The sequence below is a fragment of the Sphingopyxis sp. Geo48 genome, from assembly GCF_949769155.1.
GTDB lineage: Bacteria > Pseudomonadota > Alphaproteobacteria > Sphingomonadales > Sphingomonadaceae > Sphingopyxis.
In genome coordinates this window covers 57,191-80,851 of the sequence record NZ_CATKPA010000003.1, presented here as the reverse complement: position 1 = coordinate 80,851, position 23,661 = coordinate 57,191, and the positions used below count along the sequence as shown (strand labels likewise).

Sequence of the window (23,661 nt, the reverse complement as noted above, 5' to 3'; positions counted from 1 at the left end):
ACCCTATTGGCGACCCTTGTGGCACAAACGGACCGCCTCTGCCAACATCGCGGCATCATCGGGGCGCGGCGAAACCGCCTTTTCCGCCCAGCCATCACCCGCCGCATCGGCGGCCGCGGCGCTGATCGCCAGCAAGGTCAAATGCTTAACCGCCGCTCCGGCGAGGTCGGCGGCCCGCGCCGCGATCCGCGCCGAGTGGGCAAGGACCACCGCCGGCGCCGCGACCGAATCGCGCCAACCGGCGGCCGGATCGACCGGATCGACCGCATAGACGGGCAGCGCCGTCACCGTCAGCGCGGTCGCGAACGCCGTACGGTCGCGCCCGCAAAGCCACAGGATTCGCCGCTTTCCCGATGACGCCATGCCGTCGAGCAGCGCCTGGGCGTCGCGCTCGCCGACGGCAGCGACGCCGAACCCCGCATCGCGCGCCGCAGCGGCGGTCGCCTCGCCCACCGCATAAACCGGAAGCGCCCCGAGCGCGGCGAGCCCGGACCCGCCCAGCCGTGCCGCCTGCGAACTCGTCAGCAGCAGCGCGTCATGGTCGCGCGTATCGGGCGCTACCCATTCGAGCGCCCGCGCCGCAAACAGTGGCAGCGGCCGCGCATCGAGCCCCAGCGTCCGCGCCCGCGCCACCGTCGCGGCGCATCCCGGCTCGGGGCGCGTCACGAGCAGCGGCAGGCCGCCAATCATACGGCGAACAGGCGCCGCACGCTGCCCGGAGCTTCGTCCAGTAGGCGATGCGCCAGCGCCTCGGCATCGCCGCGACCGGTGACCAGCGCATGGCCCGCCACATGCTCCGCGCCGTCGTCCGAGAAGATTTCGGCGTCGAGGCGAAGCGCGCCATCGTCCAGCCAGTGTGCGTATGCCGCGACCGGCGAACGGCAATCGCCGCCGAGCGTAGCGAGCAACGCGCGCTCGGCCGCCACAGCGCGATGCGTCGGCGCATGGTCGATCGTCTTGAGCAGTGCGAAGGTCGCGGCGTCATCCGCACGGCACTCGATACCGATCGCCCCCTGCGAGGCGGCAGGCAGCAGCAGGTCGATCGCCTGCGCCTGCCCGATGTCGTGCATGCCGAGCCGGTCGAGCCCCGCCGCCGCGAGCAAGGTCGCATCGACCTCGCCCGCTGCGAGCTTCGCGAGCCGCGTCTGGACATTCCCGCGCAGCAGCATCGTCACCAGGTCGGGGCGCAGCCGCCTGACCTGCGCCGCGCGCCGCGGGCTGCTCGTCCCCAGCCGCGCGCCGTGCGGCAGGTCCGCAATCGTCGTCGCCGTGACGCCGCCGCGCACCACCAGCCGGTCGCGCGGATCGGCACGCTCGAGCATCGCGCCTAACGCAAAACGCGCGTCGCGGATCGTTTCCACATCCTTCAACGAATGAACCGCGATATCGATCGCGCCCGCATCGAGCGCGGCGTCGAGTTCGCGCGTCCACAGCGCCTTGCCGCCAACCTCGGCGAGCGCGCGGTCCTGGATCTTGTCGCCGGTCGCGGTCATCGCCACGATTTCAAGCGCTTCGGGCGCCAACGCATGGGCCTTGGCCAGTGCGGCGGCGGCCATATGCGCCTGCGCGAGCGCCAGCGGCGAGGCCCGCGTGCCGATACGCAGCGGGCGGGCAGTTGTCGGAAGCGGAATCGAAGCCATATTCACGCGCTAGAGCATTTCCCGAAAAAGTGGGAACCGGTTTTTCCAATCCGGTTTTCGGCGGGGAAAGGCTCGCATCTCTCTCTCCCTTGCCCTGCCCGCAATGGGGCGGGTAAAGGGCGCGCGATCATATGACTCTCATCCTCGGCCTCGAATCGAGCTGCGACGAAACCGCGGCGGCGCTCGTCGACAGCAACCGGCGCGTGCTTGCGCACCGCGTCGCGGGGCAGGAGGCCGAGCATCAGCCCTATGGCGGGGTCGTCCCCGAAATCGCCGCGCGCGCGCATGTCGACCGGCTCGCGCCGCTCGTCGAGGGCGTCCTCGCCGACGCGGGCGTCACGCTCGCTGACGTCGACGCGATCGCCGCAACCGCGGGCCCGGGCCTGATCGGCGGGGTGATGGTCGGCCTCGTCACCGGCAAGGCGCTGGCGCACGCCGCGAACAAGCCGCTCGTCGCGGTCAACCATCTCGAAGGCCATGCGCTGAGCCCGCGGCTCACCGACGCCGCGCTCGAATTTCCCTATCTGCTGCTGCTCGTATCGGGCGGCCATTGCCAGTTGCTGCTCGTCGAGGGCGTCGGCGCCTATCGCCGCCTTGCCACCACGATCGACGACGCCGCCGGCGAAGCGTTCGACAAGACCGCGAAACTGCTCGGGCTCGGCTATCCCGGAGGCCCCGCCGTCGAGCGCGCGGCGCAGAGCGGCGATCCGACCGCGGTGCCGCTGCCGCGCCCGCTCGTCGGCAGCGCCGAGCCGCATTTCTCCTTCGCCGGGCTCAAGAGCGCGGTCGCGCGCGCCGCGGCGTCGGGCGCGCATGGCGTCGCCGACCTCGCCGCCTCCTTTCAGCAGGCCGTCGTCGACTGCCTCGTCGACCGCAGCCGCATCGCGCTCGCGGCCTGCCCCGAAGCGACCGCCTTCGTCGTCGCGGGCGGCGTTGCTGCGAACGGCGCGATCCGCACCGCGCTCACCGATCTCGCAAGCCGCTTCGACAAGCCTTTCGTCGCGCCGCCGCTCTGGCTCTGCACCGACAATGGCGCGATGATCGCCTGGGCGGGCGCCGAGCGCTTCGCCGCGGGGCTCACCGATCCGCTCGATACCGCCGCGCGCCCGCGCTGGCCGCTCGACCCGGAAGCCGGAGCCGTGCGCGGCGCCGGAGTGAAAGCATGACGCGTGAAGGCATGACATCATATTCGAACTTCGGCTTGATCGGCGGCGGCGCGTGGGGCACCGCGCTCGCGCAGATGCTCGCCGCCGGGGGTGCGCCGGTGCGCCTCTGGGCGCGCGAGGACGAGGTTGTCGCCGCGATCAACGCCGAACATCGCAACCCGCTCTTCTTGCCGGGCGCCACGCTCTCTCCCTCGCTGACCGCGACGGGCACGCTCGCCGATCTAGCCGCCTGCGATGCGCTGCTCGTCGTCGTCCCCGTGCCCTTTCTGCGCGCGGTTCTGACCGATCTGCCCGCAGGCGATGCGCCGCTGATCTTCTGCAGCAAGGGCATGGAGGCCGAGAGCTTCGCCTTCCCGATCGACATCGCCAAACAGCTTTGCCCCGCGAGGCCGCTCGCGGTGCTCTCGGGCCCGACCTTTGCGCACGAAGTCGCCGCCGGCCTGCCAACCGCAATCACGCTCGCCGCCGCCGACACAGCGACCGCCGAGGCCATCGCCGGGTCGCTCGCGCGTCCGCATTTCCGTCCCTATGTGTCGACCGACATGATCGGCGCCGAGATCGGCGGGGCGGTCAAGAATATCCTCGCGATCGCGTGCGGGATCGTCGACGGCGCCGGGCTCGGCCTCAACGCACGCGCTGCGCTGATCAGCCGGGGTTTTGCCGAAATGACGCGGTTCGGCCTGTCGCGCGGCGCGCAGGCGGAAACGCTCGCCGGGCTCGCGGGGCTCGGCGATCTCGTCCTCACCTGCACCTCGTCCAATTCGCGCAACTTCGCGCTCGGCCAGGGTCTCGGGCGCGGCGAGGAGGCTGCCCGACTGATGGCCGACCGCCGCACGGTGGCCGAAGGCGCGTTCAGCGCGCCCGTCGTCGCGGCTGCGGCGCGCGCCGACGGCATCGACATGCCGATCACCGACGCCGTCGCGCGGCTCGTCGCGGGCGAGATTCGCGCGGGCGAGGCGATTCAGGCCCTGCTCAGCCGGCCGCTCCGACCAGAGGGCCGATGAGTCTTTTGCACCGATTGCCTGCCCCGCACCCCCGCGCTAGACTGCGCGGGGACATGCAGAAGGGGCGCCAGGCTTGAGCCAGACGGACAGCGCGACCGCGCGCACCCCCGATTCGTCCGCTACTGCGCCACAGGCCGAGGCGGATACCGCGGCGCTTGCCAAGGGCGGACGCACCAATTTTTTCGGCTTCGTTCTGCGCCTCGTCGCGCGCCTGCCCTTCCTCTATTTCGCCGGGCGCTGGTACGGGCCCGAGGCGGTCGGGCGCTTCGCCTTCGCCGTCCTCGTGATCGAACTCGTCGCGCAGCTCGCGACGCTCGGCCTCAAGCGCGGACTCGCCGAGCAATTGAGCGCGCCGGGCGCCGACCAGCGCACCGTCGTCTGGGACGGCATGTTCGTCGCCTTCCTTGCCTCCGCGGCGGGCTCGGCGATCCTGCTCCTCTTTCCGGGGCTGATGTTTCCGGCAGGCAGCATCGACGGCACCGACCGCTGGATGGCGCTGCTGATCTTCGCGATCGCGGGCACCGACGTCGCGCTCGCCGCCTGCGCCTATCGCTTCGACGTCGGCGCGACGGTGCGCGCGCGCGCCGTCGTCGAACCGTGGGTGATCAGCATCGCCGCCGCCGGTTTCTGGTTCGTCTCGCCGCGCGACGGGCTGATGCTCTCCTATGGCAGCGCGATGATCGGCGCTTTCCTGACCGCGCTCGTTCCGATGATCCGCCACTATGGCGGGCCCGGCGGCTGGCAACCGCACCCCGCGCACCTCTTCAAAGTTGCGCGGCGCAACGCCCCGCTCGCCGCTGCCGATGCGATCGAATGGGGCACACGCCGCCTCGACCTCTTCATCCTCGGCCAGTTCACCTCGCCGACGATCTACGGCATCTATTATATGGCACAGCAGGTCGCCTCGCTGCCGCAGAAGCTCAAGACCAGCTTCGAACCGATCCTCGGCCCCGTGATCACGCGCAACCTCGCCGAAAAGCGGCTTGCCGCCGTGGCGGCACAGGTCAGCCAGGTCGGCTTCTGGATCATCGCCGCGCAGGCGGGCATCGCGCTCGCGCTCGGCATCCCGGGCGAGGCCGTCATGGGCCTCGTCGGGCCGCAGTTCGTCGGCGGCGCGGGCGCGCTCGCCTTCCTCCTCGCCGCCGAGGTCGTCGCCGCCACCGCGGTCGTCAGCGAGGCCGCGCTCGTCTATGTCGCGCGCCACCGCAACCTGCTGATCAGCCTTGCGACACTCGCGCTGCAGGCGGTGCTCAGCGTCGCGCTGATCCTCGTCGCGCGCTCGATGGGGCTCGACCCGATCTACTATGCCGCCGCGGTCGCACTCGCGCTGATGCTTGCGCTCGGCTTTGCATCGGTGGTCAAGGCGCGGCTGCTCGCGCACATCCTCGGCGCGCCGGTGAACAGCCTGCGCTGGGCGCTCGTCTGGGCAACCGCGGGCGCGACGGTGCTCGGCTGGGGCGCGACCAAGCTCCCCGAATGGGCGGAGCTGCTGATCGGCGTCCCCTTCATCCTCGGCATCTACGCCTGGCTGATCTGGACCCGCGGCTTCGGCCCCGCCGACCGCGCGCTGTTCCGCAAGCACCCCGAGGCCGCGGCGCCGGCCGCCTGACCTAATCGACCGCCTTCTGCGCCGCGTCGCCGACATCCTGTGCGGCGTCGCCGACCTTCTGCGCTGCCTCGGTGATCGCGCCCGTTTCGGTCTTGTCGTTCGCAAGGAACTGAAAGGCGGAAAAGGCCGCGATCACGATCGCGACGAGGACAATCAGGCCAACGCCGATCCCGCCGCCGCGGCGCGGTTCGCGGTCGATGACCGTGGTGGTGTGCGTCGTCCCGTCGGGATCGCGCGTCGTGTGGATTTCGTCGGCCATGGCGAAGCCTCCTTTTTGCACTATGGCGCTAAGGACGCTTCGGCGAACGCAAAAGTTCCCGGGATCCTGACCCTAGCCGAGGCGCGCGGCGACCTTCGCCTTCAGGTCGGTCTGCGCGCGCGGGCCGACTTGCGCGATGATCTCGCGCGCGCACACCGCGCCCATCGTCAGGCAATCCTTGATCGGCCGCCCTTCGGCGAGGCCGGAGAGGAATCCCGCCGCGAACAGGTCGCCCGCGCCCGTCGTGTCGACGACGGTCTCGATCGGCTCGGCGCCGACTTCGGTTCGTGTCCCATCGCGGAGCGCGATCGCGCCGCGCGCACCGCGCGTGACGACAAGCAGCGGCACCTGCGGCGCGATCTTGGCGACCGCCGCCTCGAAATCCTCGGTTTCGGCGAGCGCGCAGATCTCGACCTCGTTCGCGAACAATATGTCGAACAGCCCCGCGCCGATCAGCTTGCGGAAATCGGCGCCGTGGCGGTCGATGATGAAGGCGTCGGACAGCGTGAAGGCGACCTTGCGCCCCGCCGCGCGCGACACGTCGATCGCGCGGCGCATTGCCGCGCGCGACAGTTCGGGATCCCACAGATAGCCTTCGAGATAGAGGATCTCGGCGTCGGCGATCCACGCCTCGTCGATCATCCGCTGCTCGAGCAGGTGGCTCGCACCGAGGAAGGTGTTCATCGTGCGCTGGCCATCGGGGGTCACGAGGATCAGGCAGCGCGCGGTCGGCGCGCCTTCCTTGAGCGCCGGCGTCTCATACGCGACGCCCAGCGCGCGCAAATCGTGGGTAAAGACATGGCCGAGCTGGTCGTCGGCGACCTGCCCGATGAAGGCGCAGCGTTCGCCGAGCGCCGCCATGCCCGCGAGCGTGTTCGCGGCCGAGCCGCCCGAAACCTCGACCGCGGGCCCCATCGCCGCATAGAGACGTTCGGCCTCGTCGCCGTCGATCAGCCGCATCGACCCCTTGGTCAGGCCCTCGGCCTCGATCAGCGCATCGTCGGCGCGGGCAAGAACATCGACGATGGCGTTGCCAATGGCGACGACGTCGAAACGGGCGGTGGAGGCCATGAAAAATCCTGTGCTGGTCGGGGAAAACTGCCGCGCGCTTTAAGGGCGACAGCGCGTCTAGGCAAGCGCATCGCTTGACGAAGCGGCCCGCCGCGCCCCATCCCCCTATGATGACCCGCACCGTCCACGCCTTCCTGCTTGCCCTCAGGGACTTGCCGAGCCCGCGCGTGATCCGCATCCTCGCGCAAAGTCTTGCGCTCACCCTGCTGATCTTCGCCGCCGCGGGTGCCGCGATCTTCTTCGGCGTGCGCTGGGCGCTCGCGCACTGGCGCTGGCTGGACGGTGCGAGCCTCGACATGGCGGGCGTGCTGATCGCCCTCGCGCTCGTCGTCGGAAGCTGGCTGCTCTTCCGCGCCGTCGCGATCGTCGTCGTCGGGCTGTTCGCCGACGCGATCGTTGCCGATGTCGAGGGGCGCCACTATGCCGCCGCCGCAAGCCGCGCGGTCGATGTCGGCTGGCGGCAGAATATCGCGCTCGCGCTCGCCTCGCTCGGCCGCCTCATCGTCGGCAACCTCCTCGCGCTGCCGCTCTATATCGTCCTGCTCGTCACCGGTATCGGCACCCCGATCCTCGCCCTCGCCGTCAATGCACTGCTGCTCGGCCGCGATCTCGAGGCGATGGTGCTTGCGCGCCACCCCGACCGGCCGCGCTTCGACCGGCCGACACGCTGGTCGCTCGGCCTGCTGTCCGCCGCAAGCTTCCTGGTGCCCGTCGCCAATCTGTTGGCCCCGATCCTGAGCGCCGCTATGGCCGTCCATCTTTTGCACCTGAGCGACGGGAAACCGCGATGAAACTGGTCCGGCTGCTGCCGACGATCCTGCTTGCAGCCGCCCTGGCGGGCTGCGGAACCACCGCCGTACCGCGCCCGGCGCGGCCGGTCGCCGCGCCGCCACCCGTCACCCCGCGTATCGTCCAGCACAACAGCCTCGTCGGCCAGCGTGCCGGCGCGGCGCTGTCGCAATTCGGCAAGCCGCGCCTCGACGTCGCCGAGGGTGCCGGCCGCAAGCTGCAGTTCGCGGGCACCGCCTGTATCCTCGACATCTATTATTACGCCCCGAAACAGGGTGCCGAGCCGGTTGCAACGCACGTCGACGCCCGCACGCCCGAGGGGCGCGATGCCAATGTCGACAGCTGCGTGAACGCACTCAGGCGCTGACGTCAGGACGCCAGTTCGGCAAGCGCCCACGCCGCCGCATCGGCGACCATCGGCGATTCGTCCTGCGTCAGCGCTTCCAGCCGCGCCCGGAATCGCGCATCGCCGCTGTTTCCCGCCGCAATCGCGGCGTTGCGCACCATCCGCCCGCGCCCGATACGCTTGATCGGCGATCCCGCGAACACCTGCCGGAACCCCGCATCGTCGAGCGCGAGAAGGTCGGCGATCGCCGGGGCGACCAGTTCGCCGCGCGGCAGGAAGGCCTTGTGCCGCGCCGCCGTGTCGGCGAACTTGTTCCACGGGCACACCGCAAGGCAATCGTCGCAGCCATAGACGCGATTGCCGATGCCGCGCCGCAGCTCGACCGGGATCGGCCCGTCATGCTCGATCGTGAGGTAGGAGATGCAGCGCCGCGCATCGAGGCGGTAGGGCGCGGGAAAGGCATCGGTCGGGCACGCCTGCTGGCACGCGGCGCAACTGCCGCAACGATCGCGGCCTGCAACCGAGGGTGCAAGGTCGAGCGTCGTATAGATCGCGCCAAGGAACAGCCAGCTGCCATGCTCGCGGCTGACCAGATTGGTATGCTTGCCCTGCCAGCCGAGCCCGGCCGCCGCCGACAGCGGCTTTTCCATCACCGGCGCGGTGTCGACGAACACCTTGACCTCTGCCTCCTTCGCCTCGGCGACGAGCCAGCGCGCGACGGCTTTCAGCGCTTTCTTGACGACGTCATGATAGTCGGCGCCCTGCGCGTAAACCGAGATGCGGCCGCGTGTCGGAACCTCGGCCAGCGCCAGCGGATCGACCTCGGGCGCATAGCTCATGCCGAGCGCGATCACCGACCGCACCTCGGGCCACAGCCCTTGCGGCGACCCGCGCTGGCTGCTGCGGCTTTCCATCCAGATCATGTCGCCGTGGCATCCCTCGGCCAGCCAGCGGTCGAGCCGCGCCGCGGTTTCGGGCGCCGCGTCGGCGCGCGCGATCCCGAAGGCGGCGAATCCCTGCGCGCGCGCGACCGCTTCGAGCCGCTGTTCGAGCGTTTCGGGGTGAGGCAAGGCTTCGGCAACCATTGGCGCTCTATACGGCAACCGCCTGTCCGTGCCATAGACGGCGTGACCGAAGATCGGGGACCAGCGTTTGACCGACTACAGCGTCGAGGCCGATGGCCTCACCAAATATTTCGACAGCTTCAAGGCGGTCGACCATGTGTCGCTTCGGGTTCCTGCGGGCAGCATCTATGGCGTGCTCGGACCCAATGGCGCGGGCAAGACGACCAGCCTGCGCATGACGTTGGGGATCATCGACCCCGACGAGGGCACGAGCCGGTTGCTGGGCGGCCACAAGCCGCAATCGGTGCGCCATCGCATCGGCTATCTCCCTGAGGAACGCGGGCTTTATCCGGGCATGAAAGCGCGCGAGGCGATCGCCTTCATGGGCGCGCTGCGCGGGCTCGACTGGTCGGAGGGACGCCGCCGCGCCGCGACCTTCATGACCGAACTCGGCCTCGAACGCGTGATCGACGAAAAGATCCGCAAGATGTCGAAGGGCATGGCGCAAATGGTCCAGCTGATCGGCTCGATCGTCCACGCCCCCGACCTGATCGTCCTCGACGAACCCTTCTCGGGGCTCGACCCGGTCAACCAGGAACGGCTCGAAATGCTCGTCCGGCGCGAACGCGACCGCGGCGCGACGATCCTGTTCTCGACGCATGTCATGGCGCACGCCGAACGGCTCTGCGATCGCCTCGCGATCATCGCGCGCTCGCAGCGGCGCTTCGAGGGGACCGTCGACGAAGCGCGCGCGCTGCTGCCGATGCAGGTGCGCTATACGCCGCGCGACGGTAGCGACGCCGTCGCGGCGCTGATTCCCTCGGCGGCGATGCGCAAGGGCGACGCGTGGCATTTCGCCATCGAGGATGGCGAGGTCGAACCGCTGTTGGCGCGAATCACCGCGAGCGGTCACGGCGTCGCGGGCCTGTCGATCGCGCGCCCGGCGCTTCACGACGCCTTCGTCCATATCGTGCGGCAGGTCGACGCGGGTTTCGACGCCTCGCCCGAAAACGACGCGATCGAGGAGGCCGCGGCATGAACGCCTTCCTCAGGAATATGCGCGTCGTCGCGCGCCGCGATTTCCTCGCCATCGTCGCGACGCCGACCTTCCTGCTCTTCCTGCTCGCGCCGCTGTTCATGCTGGCAATGGGGCTCGCCGGCGGCACCGGCGCCGCGCAGCTCGCCGACAGCGCGCGCGGCGCGGGGCGGATCGTCGCGATCGCCGATGCCGCCGATATCGAAGCGCTGCGCACTGCCGATGCCCGGCTGCGCGCCGCGATGCCGCGCGAACCAGCGGTTCTTGTGCTCCGCGTCGTGTCCCCGGCCGCCGATCCGGTCGCCATCGCGCGCGAAAAGGGCAGCGACACCTATGCGGTGATGAGCGGACCGCTCGCCGCGCCGCGCATCGTCGAGCGCGAACCGGGCACCAGTCCGGGACGCTATCTCGTCCTCCTCGCCACCGAGGTGCAACGCGCGCGCGCCGCCGGGCCGCTGCCACCCGTGGCGCCGCGCTTCGAAAGCCTGTCGAACGGCGGCAACAGCATTGCGGCGCAGCAGACCCTGGCCTTTGTCGCGGTGTTCACCATCTTCCTCCTGACCTTGCTGCTCGCGGGCCAGACGGTGAGCTCGCTCGCCGAGGAAAAGGGCAACAAGGTCATCGAGATTCTCGCCGCTGCAGTGCCGCTCGAAAGCGTCTTCCTCGGCAAGCTGCTCGGGATGCTCGGCGTCGCGATACTCTTCATCGCCTTCTGGTTCGCGCTCGCGATGGGCGGCGGATTTCTCTACGCGCTTCAGGCCGACCCCGCCGCCATCGCGGCGGCCGGCGCCGCCGCGGGCGCCGCCAAGCCCGCGCTGATGGCCGCGCCCGCGACGGGCTGGCTCTTCTTCCTCGGCATCTCGCTCGCCTATTTCATCATGGCCTTCCTGCTTTTGGGCGCGGCGTTTCTCGGCGTCGGCGCGCAGGCGGCGACGGTGCGCGAGATCCAGATGCTCAGCCTGCCGATCACCATCTTCCAGGTCGGCATGTTCAGCCTCTCGGCCGCGGCGGCGAGCGCCCCCGGCACCGGCCTCGCCCGCTTCGCGCAGATCTTCCCCTTCTCCTCGCCCTTCGCGATGGCAGCGCGCGCCGCTACCGACGATGCGGTCGGCGTCCACCTGCTCGCGCTCGGCTGGCAGGCGATCTGGGTCGCGCTCACCGTCTATCTCTCGGTCCGCCTGTTCCGCGCCGGCGTGCTCAGCAGCGGCAGCGGCTGGAAATTCTGGAAGAAGAAGCGGACCTAGGCTGGCCGCTTTCGAACGATTGCGGACATTCGTCCTTTGTTTGATAAGCAAGCGCGTGTGAACGGAGTGCAGGAGTGCAAATTTGCGAGCCATCTTGATTGGAATTTGCAGTTTGTTGCTAAGCGCTTGCCATTTCTTGAGTGCGCCCTTTCCTGATGTAAACAAGGATAAGCTTGTAATCAGCCTTCAAAGGACTGCCTGCTTCGGATCGTGTCCAGATTACAAAGTTACAATCACAGGACGCGGTCGCGTGGTTTTTGAAACCACGCCAAATCTCGATCCCGATGATGTCGCCAATATTCATCGCGCGTACTCGACAGAAAGCGGCGTCCGAGTCCCCGGCACTCACGAGACAACCATAGAGACGCAGGCGATCGAACAACTTGTGGCGCAATTCGAAGAGGCACGATTTTTCACCCTTCGCGACGAGTATCGCGCCGAGGTTACCGACAATCCAACCTATGTGGTGACGATTGATACTGGAAACGGCAAGAAATCGATCGTCGACTATGTCGGCGAGAAAGCAGGGATGCCCGCGTCGGTAACAGCGCTTCAAGATGCAATTGATGCAGCAGCAGGAACTAATCGCTGGATCGAGGGAACACCCCAGGTCATCCCGATGCTTCAAGAAGAGGGCGCTGACTTCGCAGGTACTTTGGGGCTCGAACTCATGGATGCTGCGGCAGAGCGCAACGACGTGGGGACGATGCAGCGTTTGAAGGGTTTGGGAGCCCCGATTTTTCTTGCCGAAGGGCCAAGCCCACTGAGAACAGCAATCTACGAAGGCCATGGCGATGCGATCAAATGGCTGATTGCTAACGGAGGCATTGCAGACAAAGCGCAGTGGAAGAGCGCACTGCAGGCGGCAGTGGATTCCGATAATCACGCCGCGTACGACGCTCTGTATCAGCCGCAGAGTTCCAGTGGGATTGACCGCGCCTTCGCAACAAGGCTTCTAACGAGTGCTGCAGCGAACGCAGACCCCCAGATTGTTAGCGACATGCTCCGACTGGGGGCGAACCCGAACGGAGATAACGGTAGTCGCTTTCCAAGCGACCCTCCACTTTTTGAAGCTGCCAACGGTGTGATGAGCAATGACGAAAAGCATCCTGCCACCACCGATCGCAGAGCAGTCATACGGCTGCTATTGGATGCGGGAGCAAGCATAAAGCATTGCCAAAACGGCTACTGCGAGAGCATCTTGTGGCAGGTGAGTGATGTTGGCGTCGCGAGACTGTTGTTGGATGCTGGCGCCGATCCGGACTTCAAGGACAATGAAGGAGAACACATCCTTTTCAACATTTCAGATGAAGATGTTGCGCTGTTGCTCATTTCTCGCGGCGCCGACATGGGCGCGGTTAGGCCCTCAGACGGAAAAACCCTGAGAGAGTGGAGCGAGTACGAGAAATGGCCGAAAGTGCTGGCGCTTCTCAATAAATCTGGGCTTTGATGAAAGGCACTTCCAAGAACAGAGGCTGTGTCCGCTTCCCACCCCAAGACTGACTCCCTCGGCTCCATTGACAAAGTTGTAAATAGTGGCATTCTGCAACTGAATCGGCCGCGGAGACGGCCCAGAGAGGAGCGACCCCCCATGGCCACCCAGATCCGCCCCGCATCCGAAACCGTCAATCCGCTCGACCTCAGCCGCGCCGAGCTGTGGCGCAACGATGTCTGGCAGGAACCGATGCGCCAGCTGCGCGCCGAATCGCCGATCTATTATTGCGAGGATTCGAAGTTCGGTCCCTATTGGTCGGTGACGACCTACAAGCCGATCCAGCATATCGAGGCGCTGCCCAAGATCTTCTCCTCGTCGTGGGAATATGGCGGGATCACCGTCGCCGGCGACGGGATCGATCATCTGCAGGAAGGCGATGTGCCGATGCCGATGTTCATCGCGATGGACCCGCCGCAGCACACCGCGCAGCGCCGCACCGTCGCCCCCGCCTTCGGCCCGTCGGAGATCGAGCGGATGCGCGCCGACACCCAGGCGCGCACCGCGGCGCTGATCGACACGCTGCCGGTCGGCAAGCCTTTCGACTGGGTCGAGAAAGTCTCGATCGAACTCACCACCGACATGCTCGCGATCCTGTTCGACTTCCCGTGGGAGGACCGCCACAACCTCACCCGCTGGTCCGATGCGCTCGGCGACATCGAAAGCTTCAGCACCGTCGAGGAACGCCACGCGCGGCTCGCGGTCGCGTTCGAGATGGGCGGCGCGTTCAAGCAATTGTGGGACCGCAAGGCGCAGAATCCCGGGAAGCACGACCTTATCTCGATCATGCTCCAGTCCGACGCGATGAAGCATATGAGCGAGAATGAGTTCATGGGGAACCTGATCCTGCTCATCGTCGGCGGCAACGACACGACGCGCAATTCGATGTCGGCCTATGCCTATGGCCTCCACTGTTTCCCGGAGGAACGCGCGAAGCTCGAGGCGAATCACGATCCCGACCTCGCGGTCAACGCGATGCACGAGATCATCCGCTGGCAGACCCCGCTCGCGCACATGCGCCGCACCGCGACCGAGGATACCGAGCTGTTCGGCCACCAGATCAAGAAGCGCGACAAGCTCGCGCTCTGGTACGCCTCGGCGAACCGCGACGAAGAGATATTCCCCGACGGCGACCGCATCATCGTCGACCGCGAGAATGCGCGCCGCCACCTCGCCTTCGGCTATGGCATCCACCGCTGCGTCGGCGCCCGCGTCGCCGAGTTGCAGCTCACGACCTTGATCTCCGAAATGCAGAAGCGCCGCCTGCGCGTGAACGTCATCGGCGAGCCCGAGCGCGTCAACGCCTGCTTCGTCCACGGCTATCGCCACCTGCAGGTCGAGCTCGAGCAATATTGACAGCCGGGCGTAACCGGGCGCAGCCTCGCCGCGTATCCCGGTCATGAGGAAGCCCGATATGATCGAACGCCGCTATATCCTGTCCGGCGTCGCACTCGGCGGCGCGCTCATCGCCGCGCCGATGCTGTTCGCCAAGCCCGGCAAGCGCCCGCTCGCCGAACCCGGCTGGCGGCTGACCGACGCAGAATGGGCGAAACGGCTGACCCCGATGCAGTTTCGCGTCCTGCGCGAGGCGGCGACCGAGCGTCCCTTCACCAGCGCGCTCAACAAGGAGCATCGCCGCGGCACCTTCGTCTGCGCGGGCTGCGCGCTGCCGCTCTATGCGAGCCAGACCAAATATGACAGCGGCACCGGCTGGCCGAGCTTCTATGCGCCGCTGAAGGGCGCCATCGCGACCTCGACCGACTATGAGCTCGGCTATCCGCGGACCGAGGTGCATTGCAGACGCTGCGGCGGCCATCTCGGCCACGTCTTCAACGACGGGCCGAAGCCGACCGGCAAGCGCTATTGCATGAACGGCGCGGCGCTGGGGTTCCGCCCCGCCTGACCCGTCAGGACGCCGGCTTCACCCGCCAGACCGCCAGGCTGCTGCCCGCGGGCATCGCGACGGGTTCGAGCCAGCCCGGCGCCTTCCCCGCATAGAGTTGCGCCGCGAGCCCCTGCTTCGCCTCGCGCCGGTAGCGCGTGAAATCATTCGCCCCGGCGCAATAGACGATCAGGCTCGCCTGCTGCTTGCGGACCAGCGCCTCGGCCTTCGCCGGATCGCCGGTGAAGACGCGCAGCGTGTCGGCCATCGCCTCCTTGTTGCGGTGATGCGGGGTCGCGACCATCGCGTGATGCGTCCAGAAGATCAGCGGCGCGCCGAGGTCGATCGGTGTGAGCAGCGTCGCCTTCGGAATATGGTTGAGCGCCGCGATCGTCGGCGGATCGACGCACGTCCGCTTCGCCACCGACGCGTCGACCTCGCGCGGATCGGCCTTGACCGCCGGGAAAACAAGCCCCGCGAGCCCGGCGACCGCAAGGCTGCCGAGCATCGGCAGCGTCAGCGCCGCGAGCGCCGACGCGATCACGCGCGGCAGCAGCGAGGCGATCTGCCGCGCGCGCAGCCAGCCGCGAAGGCCAAGCCACGCCGAACCCGGGATCGCGAACAGATGCGCGGTCCCGGCGCTGCGCAGCACGAGCAGCGACAGCGCCGACGCGCCGGCCAGCGCGACGATCACCGTCGTCCACGCGCGGCGGTCCTCGTCCGTCTTGCCGGCGCGCCAGGCAAGCAGCGATCCGATGAGCCCGACCGCCCAAGGCACGACGACGAAAAAGATCGTATGCGGCGGCGAAGCCCAGACCGGCTGGCCTTCGAGGACGTTGCGATACCAGTAATGGACGACGATCGGGTCGAGCGTCGCAAAGGGTCCGGCCGCGCACAGCGGTTCGATCGCCACCAGCGCCGCCGCCGCGAGCACCCCCGCCCCGCCGAGCGCCGCGAAGCGCACCCAGCGCCGCGCCGGATCGACCGCCGCAATCGCCAGCACCGCAACGGCTGCGACGGCGAAGGCGCCGAGATACGGCGCCGACAGCGAATCGCACCAGCGTCCGGCCAATCCCATCGGCCCGCGCGTCAGAAACTGGAAGAATAGCGCCCCGCCCGCGAGGCCTGCCATATAGCCGGTCAGGCGCACGCGATCGTCGGCGCGCGCGTGCAGCGCCCAGCGCAGCGCGCAAAGCCCCGCGAACAGCGCGACGACGGGCAGCCCCTCGATCGAGATCGCGAGCAGCGCCGCGCCGCACGCCCCGGCGATCAGCCCTGCCTGCCGGCTCGCCGGACGCAGCGCCTGCCACAGGATCAGCATCGCGAGGAAAATCTGCCAGCCATGATGGTCGACGCGCAGCGGGCGCAGCTGCACGACGATGAAACCCGCGGTGACAAGATAGAGCGGCGCGACATAGGCGATGCGCTTGTCGGGCAAATTCCGGTAGCCGAGCGCGCAGGCGACGCTGAGCGCAGCGCCGAGCAGCGGCGGCCAGACCGTCATCACCACCTGCTCCGACAGCGCCTGCCCGAGCAGCGGCTTCAGCAACCAGACGCCGAGCGCGATCGGCGCATCGACGATCCGCGACCAGTGCATCAACACCCCGCCGCCGGCCGGATTGACACGATATTGGGTGAGATCCCACCAACCCTGCCCCGCGAGCAGGTCGCGCACCTGCGCCATGCGCATCGCGTCGTCGGTGTCGCTGAGTTCGAGGATCTGGATCGCGTGCCACTGCGCGATCACCGCGACGATGCTCATCGCGGTCCACACGATCAGCGCGATGCGGAGCGGCGTGAACCAGGGCGAAAAGCCGCTCGAGCCCGGTTCGGGTACGGCGCCGGTCCCGGCGGCGCCCTCGGCGAGCGGCGGCGCCGCGGCGGTCATGCTGCGGCGGCCCGGAAAACGATATGACGGCGGAGCAGATAGGTCGTCTGAAAGCTGACAAGGATCGCCGCAAGCTTCGCAAGCCGCGGGTCGAGCCCCATCGCGGTGCCGACCCCGACGATCGCGGTAGTGATCGCCAGCCCGACCAGCGCCGACCCGACGAAGAGCAGCTTCTGACGGTGGCGCTCGCCCGTGCCGCGCTCGGCGGCACCGTCGGCGAAGACGAGGCGGCTCGAAATCAGCCAGTGAACGAGGATACCCGCGCAATAGCCGATCGCCGACGCCGCCATCGGCGGCAGCCCGGCGTCGAGCAGCAACAGGAACAGTCCCGCGTCGCTGCCGAGCGCGAAACCGCTCGCGAGCAGATAGTTCAGCCAGCGGATCTCGCCGCGGCGAACCGTCGCCATCAGGGTCCGGAGGGTGCGCATCATCGCCGTGACGCCCCGCGCGCTGCTCAGGCGGCCTTGTCGATGCGCGACGGAACCTCGCGAACCGACGCCAGCGCGGCCTGTTCGCCCTCGCTGCCGCTCTCGTGATATTCGGCGTCCTCGTTGACGCCCCAGATGTCATAGACGCGCGCGCCGGCGACGATGTTGCGCACCGACAGCATCGCGGTCATCATCGCATGATCCTGGTTGTTGTAACGGTGCATGCCGTTGCGGCCGACCATGTGCAGCGTCGGATAACGCGCCTCCAGCTCGTCGCGCATCGCCGCGACATGCGCGGCATAATCATCGTCATAGACCGGATAGGCCTTTTCCTGCCGGACCACGGCGCCGCCGACGACATCCTTCGGATCGCACAGGCCGAGGATCGCCATTTCGTCGGTCGCGAGCCTGACCAGATCCTCGTCGCTCGACGACCACAGCCCGTCGCCCTCGAAGCAGAAATATTCGAGACCGACGCATGCAAGGTCGGGATCTGGCACCATTTCGGGCGACCAGCTGCGGAAATTCTGGACGCGACCGACCTTCACCTTGCTGTCGTGGATATAGATCCAGTTGTCGGGGAACAGATCCTCCGACCGGATCTTGAGCGCCACGGTCAGGAAGTCGCGATATTTGAGCTTCGGCGCCGCGGTCAGCGCACACGCCGGCAGCGGATGGATGCGCGCCGCGAGTTCGCGCATCGGCGCCGAGCTGATCACATGCGCCGCGTCGATCACGACATCGCCGTCGGGGCCGGTCGCGGTCAGCCGCCAGCGGCCCGACACCTGATCCTGCGTCAACTGCTTGAAGCTGTGGCCCATCAGCACATGGTTGCCGCCCGCGCGCACCTTGCCCGCCGCCGCCTCCCACATCATGCCGGGCCCGAGGCGCGGATAGCGGAAGGTTTCGAGCAGGGTCTTGGTCGCCATGCCGTCATTCGGCTTTTTATTGAGCCCGAGGCTGCGCTTCAGCCCGTCGATCACCGCGCCGCCGAGCGAAAGCCCCTTGATCCGCTGTGCCGCCCAGTCCGCCGACATTTCGTCGCACGGCATCCCCCACACCTTCTCGGTATAGGTCTTGAAGAAGATCGAATAGAGCTTGTGGCCGAACTGGTTGACCGTCCAGTCCTCGAAGCTGCGCACCTTCTTGTTCGGCAGCAGCTTCGCCTTGGCATAGCTCGCCATGCACAAGGCCGACCGGAAAATCCCGAGGTTCCACAGCGCCTCGAACGCGCGCAGCGGATAGCTGTAGAATTTGCCCTCATAATAGATGCGGCTCATCCGCGGACGCTGGATGAAATCGTCGGGCAGAATCTCGTTCCACAGGTCGACGACTTCCTGCGCCTTCGAAAAGAAGCGGTGACCGCCGATGTCGAAGCGAAAGCCCTCATGCTCGACGGTGCGGCTGATGCCGCCGACGTAAACGGGATCCTTTTCGATCACCGTCACCTTGTAACCTTCCTTGGTCAGCAGATAGGCGGCCGTCAGCCCCGCGGGCCCGGCGCCGATAATGGCGACATCGGCACTCGTCGGGCGGTTGCTCGGCACTTGGGCGTCGGTCATCAAGAGTCCCCCACAGGCAAATACTTGCTGCGATCCGCTCTGCGCCGAACATGGATAAAAACTGGTTAACGCGCGCACATTCGGGTGCCGCAGCCCGCCCGATCACGCCCCCGCGTCGGAAAGTCCCCGCCGATCCGGGTTCGATGACCGCTAACGACCGTAAGCGGACCTATCCTGCATCGTCACCCTGAACTTGTTTCAGGGTCCATGGTCTGCCGTTTCCTTCGGCGCGGCGCCGGATGCAAGGCCCGGCCATGGATGCTGAAACAAGTTCAGCATGACGAGCCTGGGGCGACCGCCCCCCCCCAATTCAGACATTCCTTCTCCGTCATCCCGGACTTGATCCGGGATCCATGGCCACCCTCGCCCTCTGGACCCCGGATCAAGTCCGGGGTGACGAGGGGTGACGGGCTGTGACCGCTCGCCACCCATATCCCGTCATTTGTCGTCGATCGGAAGCTTATGACGGCTACCGACCGATTGCGGCCCTAACCGACCCCGTTCGCATCGAGCGAAGTCGAGGTGCCCCTCGATCCAGGCGCGGCTTCGATGGGTGTCTCGACTTCGCTCGATGCGAACGGAAATAGGGGACGGTCTGGAAACGACCCCTAACCCGCCCATTCCCATCCGCTCCGGGCTTCACGGTACGCCGCTCGCGCCCGGCGGCCCGCGCGCGCGGTTCGCCTCTTCTTCCGCGGCGACGGTTGCCGCAGCTTCGCGCCGCAATGGTTTCAGCGCCAGCGTCCCCAGCCGAACGCGCGGGCTCGCCTTGCCCGGCGCAGCGCCGATGACGAACGCGGGATCGAGCCGCAGCGCACTGGCCGAGGCCTTCGCGATGCGAACCGTGTAACGCCCGTAAGCGACGCTTTCGAACAGGAAATAGCCGTCGAATTCGGTCGCGGTCGTCGCGCGCACGCGCCCTTCGGCATCGACCAGCTCGAGCGTCAGGCCTTCGACGGGATTGCCGCCCTCGCGCACCAGCACGCCCTCGATTTCGCCCGCGGCGGTCATCGGCAGCGCGACGCGCGTCGCGACGCCCGGCCGCGGCGTCACGACGACGCCGGGGACGGCGGGTTGGACATAGGGGTCGGGCAGGCTCCCTGCATCGATCCCGATCATCACCGGGCGGAAGGGTTCGAGCCCGTCGACCATCGCGCGGCCCGCCTCGTCGGTCGACGCGGCGACAAAATGACCGCCCGCGGTCAGCGGAACGTCGCCGAGCGCGGCTTCGCCCGGCTGGCGAACGCCATCGCCATTATCGTCCATCCAGACGTCGGCCATCACCTGCCCGCGGCCGCCGAGCTTCTCGCTCGACACGCGCCATCCGCCACGGCCCCCATCGCCTCCACCCGGACGCGGCCCGAAGCTGAAGGCGAGCGACAGCGATGCCGCGACCGATCCGTCGCTCGCGATCTCGCCAAAGCCCGAAAGCTGCAACTGTTTGAAACGGCGCGAATAACCGGCACCAACGCGCACGCGGTCGAGCCCCTTGTCATAGCCGAGTTCGGCGCGCCATTCGGCGTCGCGCTTCCCCGTCCATTCGGCGATCGCCGTCATGCGCGTGTCGGCCTCCTGCCCGGACAGCGCGAAACGCGCCTCGCCGCGCAGGCGGACGCGTCCGATCCGGGCATTGGCGAGCAGCGTCGCGGTCAGATTGTCGGGCGGGTCGGGGCCACCAGGCGTCCGCGTGCGGCTCCAGTCGAGTTGGCCGGTGAAGGTCAACGCGCGGAAGCTCGCAGATGCGCGGCCCGACGCGGTGAGGCTCGAAACGCCCGACGCCCGGTCGATCTGGCCGAGTTCGAATTGCAGCGGCAGCACGGTGCGCCCCAGCTTCACCGCCTGTTCGACCGAGATCTGGTAGATGCCGGTGACGTTGTTCGCGAGCCGGTCCGACACGAAACCGCCCCAGCCGCGCATCGCGTCGGCGCGGATATTGGTGTCGCCGAAGGCGGCGAGCCAGCTCGCGCGCAGCGCACTCCCCCCGTCGTCGGCGTGCGCCCCCGCAATTTCGAGCAGCGACGGGCCGATCGCGCGGCGCAGCGCGAGTTCGCCGTAGGTGCGGCGGACATTCTCGATCATCAGGCTGTGGGCATAGGCGGCGATCGAGGTGCGCGTGTCGAGCCCCCGCTCGATCCCCATCGTGCCGCGCCACCCGCGCCGGAACGCGCCGCCGTGGCGCCGGAACTCGATCAGGTCGGTGTCCTCTTCCGCGATCCCGGCCCAGTACCAGCTCTGCTGCGGCGGAATCGAATCGATCCCGACCTGCAACTGCCTGATTTCGCGCCGGACCTGCCCCTGCGGCCCGTACAGGACGATCTCGAAGCGGTTCGATCCATATTGCAGCGGCACGTCGAGAAATTCGTAGCGGCCGTTGCCGTCGGGCGTCGTGAAGGCCAGCAATTGCCCGTTGCGATAGAGTTCGGCGTCCCAGCCCGCGGGCAGGTCGCCGCGAAAACTCGTCTTGTCGAAGCTGTCGGGGCGCTCGACGGGCCGGTTGGTCAGCACCGCGCCGCGCCCCGGTACATTTTGCGCGACGAGCCCGGTCGACAGCAGGCTGACATCGCCGACGCCATAATGCGTCGCCTTGAGCGGCCCGAGCAGCCGCCCTTCGGGATCGGTGCGATAGAGCCGCAGCCGCAGGCTGTCGGGCTCGCCCTTCTCGTCCGATGACAGCCGCGCGTCGAAGCTGTGCCTGGCGATCTCACCCGCCGCGAAAATCTCGTAACGCGCCTGCGTGTAGACACCGCCGCCCGCGCGCTTGTCCGACACCACCCCCGCCGAGGCGACGACATCGACCGAGGGCGTCGCCCACATCTGATACGGCCGCGTCGCTTGCGGCAGGCTCGCCAGGTCGAAACTCGCCTGCGGCCGCAGCCCCGCCGCGCGCGCACGGCGTTCGGCGGCGAGCTGGAAGGGCAGCTTTTCCTTCGTCTCGATCCGCAGCACCGCGTTCGACAGGTCGGCGGCGACCGGCACGCCCAGCCATTTCGACAGTGCATCGAGGTCGACGCACCACCCCGCCGCGGTGTCGCGGATCGTCGTCGCGGCCAGCGGATAGCGCGCGCTCCCGACGCGCACCTCGCCCGCCTCGCGGTCGATCGTCAGGCTCCGCCGCTCGTCGAACACCCAGCCGGTTGCGCGGCGCAACTTCCTGTCGACGCGCACCGGCAGGTCGAGCGCGAGCACCATGTCGGCCAGGTCGACGCAAATCCCCTGCGGCGTCTGATATCCGCGCACCCCGTCGCCGAGCCGGTATTGCCCCGACCGCAGGTCGAACAGCCAGCTGTCGTCCTCGTTCGGGCTCCACGCGGCGGAAACAGCCTCCTTATCGACGGCGTGTGCGCCGGAGGGGACGAGCCCCGCCAGCGCCAGCCCGGCGGCGAGCACCGGTATCCATCGCAGGATCGCCGCGCGGATCATCGTCCGCCCCGCGGGCTCCGCCCGGCCCTCGCGCTATTTCACCACCCGATCGACCTGGTCGATCGTCGCGCCGCCGACCTCGCGGTCCTCGCTATAGCGGATGCGCACCGGGCCTTTCAGCGCCGCCGCGACTTCGGGCGGCACGCGCAGCGAGACGGTCCGCGACCCGATCTCGGGATAGACCGCGATCCCGCGCGCGAGCAGCAGCGGTTCGCTCACCCCCGGCCGCGTCACCTCGATATCGCCATAGACCGAGCGGCTGCCCGTCCGCGCCAGATCGAACTCGAACGCCGGCCCGTCGCGCGTCTCGGCCACCCGCGCGTCGCCGATCTTCGCCGCGGCATCGAGGTCGCCGACGCGCACGATCACCGGAATGGTGATGCCATAGATCGGCGTGAGCGCGATCGACACCCCGCCGCTGCTCGCCCTGGCGGTCTCGGGCGCGGGTGCCGCCTCGGCCGCCGCATCGGGAACCGCGCGAAACAGCATATGCGCGCGATATTCGCCGGGCGGCAATCCCTCGGGAAGCCGCGCCCCGACGCGGATCACCTGCGGCTGGTTCGGCAGCAGCCGGACGCGCCGCGGATTGAAGCTGATGATGTCGAGCGCCGCGCGCTCGGCGGCATTGACGTCGGCCTCGGCGATCTCGTCGAGCCCGCCGGCGGCGGTCATCCGCTTGATCTCGAGACTGATGCGATAGGTCGCCGGTTCGCTGCCGATATTGTTGAGCACCACCTCGGTGCCGCGCGATCCGTCGAGGATCACGCGCGTCGGCGCGACGAGCAGGTCGCCCGCGGCAGATGCAGGCGACGCGGCCACGCCGAGCGCAGCCGCAGCGAACAGGCCGATGGCCCGGAACATACGCAACATAGACACGATCCCCACAATCGTTCGGGCGACGGCCGTCACCCCTTTGGTTGGTCGCGTCCCTGTTGCGCCATCATGGTTGATATTTCGCTAACCATGGCAGGTGGTTGAGGATTCGGGGAGCGGGCCGGTGCCGCCGCCGTACGGCGCATAAGAAAAGGCCGCCGGGGGCTGGTACCCCGGCGGCCGATCTCGGCCGGCGAGCCGAAGCCCGCCGTCCCCCCACCGTTCGGCTATCTTACTGATAGTTGGCGGTGACGGTGAACGTGCCCGTATAGCTGCCCGCCGCCTGGTTGGCGCCAACGCTCAGCGTGCCGCCGACCTGGAAGCTGCCGCCGCTCGCGCCGAGCGTCAGGCTGCTCGCCGACGAAGCGAGCGTCGCGGTCATGCTGTTCGCGCCCGAGGTCAGGTTCACCGAACCCGGCACGCTGATCGTCACATTGGCGCCGCTCGTGCCGCCGAGGTTGAAATTCGCCGCCGAGGTCGTGCCGAGGCAGGTCAGGCCGGTGCCGCAGCTGACCGCGCCCGCCGACGACACCGCGACGGTCGACGCGCCGGTGCCGCTGACGATCGTCCCGAAATCGAGGTCGCTGGTGTTGGCGATGGTGAGCGGCGCGAGGATACGCGCCTTCGCCGTCGCCGTGGTGGTCGCCGCCTGCGCCGCCGAAGCGTTGAAAGCGAGGGCAGCAATCGCGGCGCCGACGAGGGCGCGCTTCATTTCAGTGGTGCGCATATGATTTGGTCCCTTGAACTATGACGTGCAGTCGAAAACTCGAATGGAAATCCCACCCCATTCGAGGGTCCGTCTAACGCGCCACCCGTTCAGGCTTTGCCCAACAACCATGGTTAACAGCACATAGAGATTTGGCCCGCGTTGCAGGATGCAAGCGAGCA

At 68.1% G+C, this 23,661-nt stretch carries 21 protein-coding genes; 10 read left to right on the top strand and 11 right to left on the bottom strand.

The annotated features are described in order from the left end of the window. Positions 1-3 precede the first annotated feature (3 nt). On the bottom strand, positions 4-690 hold the full coding sequence (locus QOL79_RS11910) for a uroporphyrinogen-III synthase (RefSeq protein ID WP_283419726.1): 687 nt from the start codon (positions 688-690) through the stop codon (positions 4-6). Then, positions 687-1,640: a hydroxymethylbilane synthase gene (gene hemC, locus QOL79_RS11905; RefSeq protein ID WP_283419725.1), complete on the bottom strand. Its 954-nt coding sequence runs from the start codon at positions 1,638-1,640 to the stop codon at positions 687-689. Before hemC ends, QOL79_RS11910 begins: the two co-directional genes overlap by 4 nt. Positions 1,641-1,771: 131 nt before the next feature. On the opposite strand from hemC, the gene tsaD reads away from it, so the two are divergent. The 3 genes from tsaD (at position 1,772) to QOL79_RS11890 (ending at position 5,419) form a co-directional block, all read left to right on the top strand. Further along, positions 1,772-2,806, top strand: a complete 1,035-nt coding sequence (tsaD, locus tag QOL79_RS11900; protein WP_283419724.1) for a tRNA (adenosine(37)-N6)-threonylcarbamoyltransferase complex transferase subunit TsaD — start codon at positions 1,772-1,774, stop codon at positions 2,804-2,806. Further along, positions 2,803-3,810, top strand: coding sequence for an NAD(P)H-dependent glycerol-3-phosphate dehydrogenase (locus tag QOL79_RS11895; RefSeq protein ID WP_283419723.1), 1,008 nt, complete (start codon positions 2,803-2,805; stop codon positions 3,808-3,810). The genes tsaD and QOL79_RS11895 overlap by 4 nt, the downstream gene beginning before the upstream one ends. Before the next feature lie 73 nt (positions 3,811-3,883). Continuing rightward, positions 3,884-5,419, top strand: coding sequence for a lipopolysaccharide biosynthesis protein (locus QOL79_RS11890; RefSeq protein WP_283419722.1), 1,536 nt, complete (start codon positions 3,884-3,886; stop codon positions 5,417-5,419). Between the two features lies 1 nt (position 5,420). Here the strand turns inward: QOL79_RS11890 and QOL79_RS11885 are convergent, their stop codons facing one another. After that, positions 5,421-5,678 carry a hypothetical protein gene (locus QOL79_RS11885; protein WP_058454306.1) on the bottom strand — a complete coding sequence of 86 codons (258 nt, stop codon included), beginning with the start codon at positions 5,676-5,678 and terminating at the stop codon, positions 5,421-5,423. A gap of 72 nt (positions 5,679-5,750) precedes the next feature. Next, positions 5,751-6,749 carry an adenosine kinase gene (locus tag QOL79_RS11880; protein ID WP_058454307.1) on the bottom strand — a complete coding sequence of 333 codons (999 nt, stop codon included), beginning with the start codon at positions 6,747-6,749 and terminating at the stop codon, positions 5,751-5,753. Positions 6,750-6,856: 107 nt separating this feature from the next. On the opposite strand from QOL79_RS11880, the gene QOL79_RS11875 reads away from it, so the two are divergent. Together QOL79_RS11875 and QOL79_RS11870 are read left to right on the top strand one after the other, a co-directional pair. Further along, positions 6,857-7,540 carry an EI24 domain-containing protein gene (locus tag QOL79_RS11875; protein WP_331458799.1) on the top strand — a complete coding sequence of 228 codons (684 nt, stop codon included), beginning with the start codon at positions 6,857-6,859 and terminating at the stop codon, positions 7,538-7,540. Beyond that, positions 7,537-7,905, top strand: coding sequence for a hypothetical protein (locus tag QOL79_RS11870; protein ID WP_058454308.1), 369 nt, complete (start codon positions 7,537-7,539; stop codon positions 7,903-7,905). Before QOL79_RS11875 ends, QOL79_RS11870 begins: the two co-directional genes overlap by 4 nt. Positions 7,906-7,907: 2 nt before the next feature. Here QOL79_RS11870 and queG read toward each other — a convergent pair whose 3' ends face one another. Continuing rightward, positions 7,908-8,969 (bottom strand): tRNA epoxyqueuosine(34) reductase QueG, encoded by a 1,062-nt coding sequence (gene queG / locus QOL79_RS11865; RefSeq protein ID WP_283419721.1) that lies wholly within the window; start codon positions 8,967-8,969, stop codon positions 7,908-7,910. A 67-nt stretch (positions 8,970-9,036) separates the two neighbouring features. Here queG and QOL79_RS11860 point away from each other — a divergent pair, with 67 nt between their 5' ends. The 5 genes from QOL79_RS11860 to msrB all read left to right on the top strand — a co-directional run bounded on the left by QOL79_RS11860 (position 9,037) and on the right by msrB (position 14,623). After that, positions 9,037-9,987, top strand: coding sequence for an ABC transporter ATP-binding protein (locus QOL79_RS11860; RefSeq protein WP_283419720.1), 951 nt, complete (start codon positions 9,037-9,039; stop codon positions 9,985-9,987). Next, the gene (locus QOL79_RS11855) at positions 9,984-11,228 is read left to right on the top strand and encodes an ABC transporter permease (protein ID WP_283419719.1); all 1,245 of its coding nucleotides are present in this window, start codon (positions 9,984-9,986) and stop codon (positions 11,226-11,228) included. The genes QOL79_RS11860 and QOL79_RS11855 overlap by 4 nt, the downstream gene beginning before the upstream one ends. Positions 11,229-11,310: 82 nt before the next feature. Then, complete coding sequence (locus QOL79_RS11850; protein ID WP_349306419.1) at positions 11,311-12,678, top strand: DUF6438 domain-containing protein; 1,368 nt, start codon at positions 11,311-11,313, stop codon at positions 12,676-12,678. Positions 12,679-12,819: 141 nt separating this feature from the next. Further along, on the top strand, positions 12,820-14,076 hold the full coding sequence (locus QOL79_RS11845; protein ID WP_058454313.1) for a cytochrome P450: 1,257 nt from the start codon (positions 12,820-12,822) through the stop codon (positions 14,074-14,076). A 58-nt stretch (positions 14,077-14,134) separates the two neighbouring features. Next, the gene (gene msrB / locus QOL79_RS11840) at positions 14,135-14,623 is read left to right on the top strand and encodes a peptide-methionine (R)-S-oxide reductase MsrB (RefSeq protein ID WP_283419718.1); all 489 of its coding nucleotides are present in this window, start codon (positions 14,135-14,137) and stop codon (positions 14,621-14,623) included. A 4-nt stretch (positions 14,624-14,627) separates the two neighbouring features. Here msrB and QOL79_RS11835 read toward each other — a convergent pair whose 3' ends face one another. The 6 genes from QOL79_RS11835 to QOL79_RS11810 all read right to left on the bottom strand — a co-directional run bounded on the left by QOL79_RS11835 (position 14,628) and on the right by QOL79_RS11810 (position 23,500). Next, entirely contained in the window at positions 14,628-16,490 is a 1,863-nt protein-coding gene (locus tag QOL79_RS11835) for a hypothetical protein (protein WP_283419717.1), read from the bottom strand. Then, on the bottom strand, positions 16,487-16,921 hold the full coding sequence (locus QOL79_RS11830) for a GtrA family protein (protein ID WP_349252337.1): 435 nt from the start codon (positions 16,919-16,921) through the stop codon (positions 16,487-16,489). Before QOL79_RS11830 ends, QOL79_RS11835 begins: the two co-directional genes overlap by 4 nt. Before the next feature lie 23 nt (positions 16,922-16,944). Next, the gene (locus tag QOL79_RS11825; RefSeq protein ID WP_283419716.1) at positions 16,945-18,480 is read right to left on the bottom strand and encodes an NAD(P)/FAD-dependent oxidoreductase; all 1,536 of its coding nucleotides are present in this window, start codon (positions 18,478-18,480) and stop codon (positions 16,945-16,947) included. Positions 18,481-19,119: 639 nt separating this feature from the next. Continuing rightward, positions 19,120-21,900 carry an MSCRAMM family protein gene (locus QOL79_RS11820; protein ID WP_283419715.1) on the bottom strand — a complete coding sequence of 927 codons (2,781 nt, stop codon included), beginning with the start codon at positions 21,898-21,900 and terminating at the stop codon, positions 19,120-19,122. Between the two features lie 33 nt (positions 21,901-21,933). Further along, positions 21,934-22,770, bottom strand: coding sequence for a fimbrial biogenesis chaperone (locus QOL79_RS11815; RefSeq protein ID WP_215351736.1), 837 nt, complete (start codon positions 22,768-22,770; stop codon positions 21,934-21,936). A gap of 235 nt (positions 22,771-23,005) precedes the next feature. Further along, positions 23,006-23,500: a DUF4402 domain-containing protein gene (locus QOL79_RS11810; protein WP_058454318.1), complete on the bottom strand. Its 495-nt coding sequence runs from the start codon at positions 23,498-23,500 to the stop codon at positions 23,006-23,008. Positions 23,501-23,661 lie beyond the last annotated feature (161 nt).

Excerpts from the sequence above, each read along its gene's own strand:
- QOL79_RS11910 (WP_283419726.1), bottom strand. The coding sequence starts at position 690 with ATGATTGGCGGCCTGCCGCTGCTCGTGACGCGCCCCGAGCCGGGATGC.
- hemC (WP_283419725.1), bottom strand. The coding sequence starts at position 1,640 with ATGGCTTCGATTCCGCTTCCGACAACTGCCCGCCCGCTGCGTATCGGC.
- tsaD (WP_283419724.1), top strand. The coding sequence starts at position 1,772 with ATGACTCTCATCCTCGGCCTCGAATCGAGCTGCGACGAAACCGCGGCG.
- QOL79_RS11895 (WP_283419723.1), top strand. The coding sequence starts at position 2,803 with ATGACGCGTGAAGGCATGACATCATATTCGAACTTCGGCTTGATCGGC.
- QOL79_RS11885 (WP_058454306.1), bottom strand. The coding sequence starts at position 5,678 with ATGGCCGACGAAATCCACACGACGCGCGATCCCGACGGGACGACGCAC.
- QOL79_RS11880 (WP_058454307.1), bottom strand. The coding sequence starts at position 6,749 with ATGGCCTCCACCGCCCGTTTCGACGTCGTCGCCATTGGCAACGCCATC.
- QOL79_RS11875 (WP_331458799.1), top strand. The coding sequence starts at position 6,857 with ATGATGACCCGCACCGTCCACGCCTTCCTGCTTGCCCTCAGGGACTTG.
- QOL79_RS11870 (WP_058454308.1), top strand. The coding sequence starts at position 7,537 with ATGAAACTGGTCCGGCTGCTGCCGACGATCCTGCTTGCAGCCGCCCTG.
- queG (WP_283419721.1), bottom strand. The coding sequence starts at position 8,969 with ATGGTTGCCGAAGCCTTGCCTCACCCCGAAACGCTCGAACAGCGGCTC.
- QOL79_RS11855 (WP_283419719.1), top strand. The coding sequence starts at position 9,984 with ATGAACGCCTTCCTCAGGAATATGCGCGTCGTCGCGCGCCGCGATTTC.
- QOL79_RS11845 (WP_058454313.1), top strand. The coding sequence starts at position 12,820 with ATGGCCACCCAGATCCGCCCCGCATCCGAAACCGTCAATCCGCTCGAC.
- msrB (WP_283419718.1), top strand. The coding sequence starts at position 14,135 with ATGATCGAACGCCGCTATATCCTGTCCGGCGTCGCACTCGGCGGCGCG.
- QOL79_RS11835 (WP_283419717.1), bottom strand. The coding sequence starts at position 16,490 with ATGACCGCCGCGGCGCCGCCGCTCGCCGAGGGCGCCGCCGGGACCGGC.
- QOL79_RS11830 (WP_349252337.1), bottom strand. The coding sequence starts at position 16,921 with ATGATGCGCACCCTCCGGACCCTGATGGCGACGGTTCGCCGCGGCGAG.
- QOL79_RS11825 (WP_283419716.1), bottom strand. The coding sequence starts at position 18,480 with ATGACCGACGCCCAAGTGCCGAGCAACCGCCCGACGAGTGCCGATGTC.
- QOL79_RS11820 (WP_283419715.1), bottom strand. The coding sequence starts at position 21,900 with ATGATCCGCGCGGCGATCCTGCGATGGATACCGGTGCTCGCCGCCGGG.
- QOL79_RS11815 (WP_215351736.1), bottom strand. The coding sequence starts at position 22,770 with ATGTTGCGTATGTTCCGGGCCATCGGCCTGTTCGCTGCGGCTGCGCTC.
- QOL79_RS11810 (WP_058454318.1), bottom strand. The coding sequence starts at position 23,500 with ATGCGCACCACTGAAATGAAGCGCGCCCTCGTCGGCGCCGCGATTGCT.